We start from the raw sequence: 3,495 nt of genomic DNA on the forward strand, positions 1-3,495 counted from the left end.
GCGTGCGCGAGCACGGGCGGGATGTTCAACAACTACGCGGTGGTGCAGGGAATCGACCATGTCGTCCCGGTCGACATCTACCTCCCGGGCTGCCCACCTCGTCCGCAGATGCTCATCAACGCCCTGTTGAAGCTCCAGGAGCTCGTGCGGCACGAGCCGCTCGGCCCTCATCGCAAGCACGTGGCTCGACTGGCCGAGCAGGCCGGCCTCGCGGCCACCCCACTTCACCTCCAGCCCCTCGCCTGATCGCGAGCGCTGGAGGCACGGTCGTCCCCGGGCGCCTGCAGTCCACGCCATGGCTGGCGTCAGCCGACGACTGGTCGACCCACTCGGGTCGAGACGGGCGGTCGCTCTACTCTGAGGGGATGCTCCACGGTCGCCGCGTCGAGTGCCATCTCATCGACGAGATGCTCGCGGCTGCCGACCGCGGCGAGGCGCAGGTCGGCGTCCTGCACGGCGGAGCCGGAGTCGGCAAGACCGCGCTGCTGCGTTATGCCCGCGAGCGTGCCGGCGACATGACGGTCCTCGAAGCCCTCGGGGTCGAGCCGGAGTCACACCTTCCGTTCGCGGGGCTGCACATGCTGCTCCGGCCCGTCGCCTCGTCCATCCGCAGCATCCCGGCGGTCCAGGCCGAGGCACTCCGGGCGGCTCTCGGGGCCACTCCTGCCGCACAGTTGACGAACCGCTTCCTCATCGGCGCCGCCCTCGTCTCACTCCTGGCCGAGGTCGCCGACCACCAGGCGGTCCTGTGCCTCGTCGACGACGCCCAGTGGCTCGATCGCGACTCCCTCCAGGCCATGATGTTCGCCTCGCGGAGGTTGGGACAGGACCGCTTCTGCATGCTCCTGACGCATCGCGACGCCGTCGGTGAGGAAGCGCCACCGGCAGAGCTGACCCGGGGGGCGCGTCTCATACCCGTCCCCCCACTCGACGCCGACGCGGTGGAGCACGTCCTCGACGGCCTGACCGTGAACCTCGATCGCCGAGCGAGAGTCGCGGTGGCGAAAGCGGCTCAGGGCAACCCGCTGGCCCTGATGGAGCTGTCGGGGGAGAGCCTCCTCGGCTCGAGTCCATCCGGTGACGAGCCCAGCGTGATGAGCCGCATCGAACGGGCCTACGCCAGGCGGGCCTCGATCCTGTCGCCGCAGGCTCAGGAGTTCCTGTGTCTCGCGTCGACCGACGACACCGGCGACGTGCTCATGCTCGGGGCCGTGGCCCGATCGTGGGGCCTCGAGCCGGAAGTCGTCGAGGAGGCTGCGCACGCAGGACTGATCAGCGTCCACTCGTCGGGGCTCCGATTCACACACCCCCTCGTTCGGTCCGGCATCTACAACAGCTCGACGCTGCGACTGCGCGAGCGAAGTCACCTCGCCCTCGCGGACGCGCTGCACGTTCGCGACCCGGACGGCGCCCTCTGGCACCGAGCGACCGCGACCCCTCCTCCGGATGAGGAGCTGGCGAACGCGCTGGCGCAGCTTGCCGAGCGAGCACGCGATCGGGGCGCGAGGGTCCAGGCCGCGAGGGCGTTCCGGCGAGCGGCCTACTTCACCACCCGTCCTGAGCTCTGCGAGGCGTGGCTCATCGATGGTGCGGAAGCCGCCTGGTCGGGTGGCGACGTCTCACTGACCAAGCAGCTCCTCGCAGACGAGCGGCTGCAGGCTCCCAGCGGCGCCGTGGGCGGAAGAGTCGGCTACCTCAGGGGCCGGGTGGAGTCGCAGACCGGAGACGTCCGCGTGGGATACGAGATCCTGGTCAGGACGGCAGAGAGCCAGGCCGCGACCGATGCGCCCTTTGCTGCGGCAGTTCTTGCGGATGCGCTGCGGGCGGCCTCGTTGGCAGGTGACTTCGCACGCGTGGTGGACGCCGGCACACGCGCTGAGGCCCTGATCAGCCGATCTGGTGACCTCCCGCAGGCCTGTCTTGCCGCGGGCGCGGCTGCGATGCTGCGCCAGGACTTCCCCAAGGGCGCACGACTGCTCAGCGAGACGATCACCGGTCTGGAAGGCAGCGACGATCCCGCAGACCTGGTCAGCGCGGCGGTGGCGGCGGCCTACCTCGGTCGGGTCTCCGTGTGCCGGGACCTCGCACGTGCTGCGGTGACGCGCTGCCGGGAGTCTGCCGCGGTGGGCAGTCTCACCACCGCCCTGGAGATGCTCGCGATCATCGAGCTGGGCGTCTCGCCCCAACGGGCCGCAGAGTGTGCGGTCGAGGGTCTGGAACTGGCCAAGGACACTGAACAGGTCCCACACCAGGCGGTCCACCTCAGCATTCTCGCGACCGTCGATGCCGTGCGGGGGGACCGGGACGCGGCAGAGGCGCGGGCCAGGGCTGTGGCTGACCTGGCTCAGCAGCACAGCCTCGCCTTCGCCCACGCGCGGGCGCTCGCCGCGTTGGGTCTGCTCGAGCTCGGTCTGGGCCGGGCCGAGCAGGCACTGCTGCACCTGGACCGCTTGCTCACCGAGAACGTCCACCCTGCCGTGGTCTTCTCGACCCTTCCCGACTACGTCGAAGCCGCGTGCCGAGCAGGCGAGCGCGACAAGGCTCGTGTCGGCCTCGAACGACTGGAGGCCCTGGGCCAGGCCACGGGAGCGACCGCGGCGGTCCGCGGCCTGCTCGACCGGACCCGAGCGCTCCTCGCCCCTCCCGACGAGGCCGAGCGGCTCCTCGCGCGCGCGGTCGCCGAGCTCACTGGTGCCGACTCGCCGTTCGAGCTGGCGAGGACGAGGCTGCTGCTCGGTGAGCACCTGCGGAGACGTCGACAGCGGGCTCAGGCACGGCCGCATCTGCGGGCGGCGAGCGAGCTGTTCGAGGAGCTGCAGGCCGACCCGTGGGCCGCACGAGCGAGCACGGAGCTGCGTGCCACGGGCGAGAGCGTGTCACGCTCCGGTGAAGCGCTGCCCCGGCTGACTCCGCAAGAGCATCAGATCAGCACCCTCGTGGCCGCTGGCGGCACGAGCAAGGAGGTCGCCGCACAGCTGTTCATCAGTCCGCGGACGGTCGACTACCACCTGCGCAAGGTGTTCGTGAAGCTCGGGATCTCGTCTCGCCGGGAGCTGATGCGATTCGACCTCGACGAGGACGACGACGTCCCGTCCCACAATGGGTGATGCCCGGCGTCATCCCGCCAGCCGCCCGCCGCCGCCCGCCCGATGCGTAGCGTGGTGCCGAAGGCTTGGACGGTCAAGGCCTGCCCACACCATCGACGGCGTGCTCACATCCCGACGATCAGCACCCGGTGACTACACCCCACGTCGGCAACTCAGCTGGTGCGCCGGTCGGAGGCAACCCGAGCACTCGGCCGCCCTGGTCCCTCTCGTTGGACCAGGGCGAGACCCGCTCCGACGACGAGGAGAGCAGCCGACAGGAGCAGCCCCGTGCCCAGGTCCGCGGTGCGGTCGGAGACCCAGCCGGTCAGTGACGGCCCGACGGTCTGACCCAATCCGAAGGCGATGGTGGCGAAGGCCAGGCCTGCCGTCCACAGCGGCTGCGGCAGGA

At 70.7% G+C, this 3,495-nt stretch carries 2 protein-coding genes and 1 pseudogene; 2 read left to right on the forward strand and 1 reads right to left on the reverse strand.

What is annotated here, in order from left to right:
* Window positions 1–246, forward strand: a pseudogene (locus LOY02_RS18535) (NADH-quinone oxidoreductase subunit B); the annotation flags it as partial.
* Window positions 247–365: 119 nt separating this feature from the next.
* Entirely contained in the window at window positions 366–3,107 is a 2,742-nt protein-coding gene (locus LOY02_RS18540; protein WP_317183845.1) for a helix-turn-helix transcriptional regulator, read from the forward strand.
* A gap of 152 nt (window positions 3,108–3,259) precedes the next feature.
* Here LOY02_RS18540 and LOY02_RS18545 read toward each other — a convergent pair.
* Window positions 3,260–3,495: YbfB/YjiJ family MFS transporter (locus LOY02_RS18545; protein ID WP_317183846.1), on the reverse strand; the 236-nt coding region annotated here is incomplete at its 5' end.

Source organism: Intrasporangium sp., assembly GCF_032907665.1.
Classification (GTDB): Bacteria; Actinomycetota; Actinomycetes; order Actinomycetales; family Dermatophilaceae; genus Intrasporangium.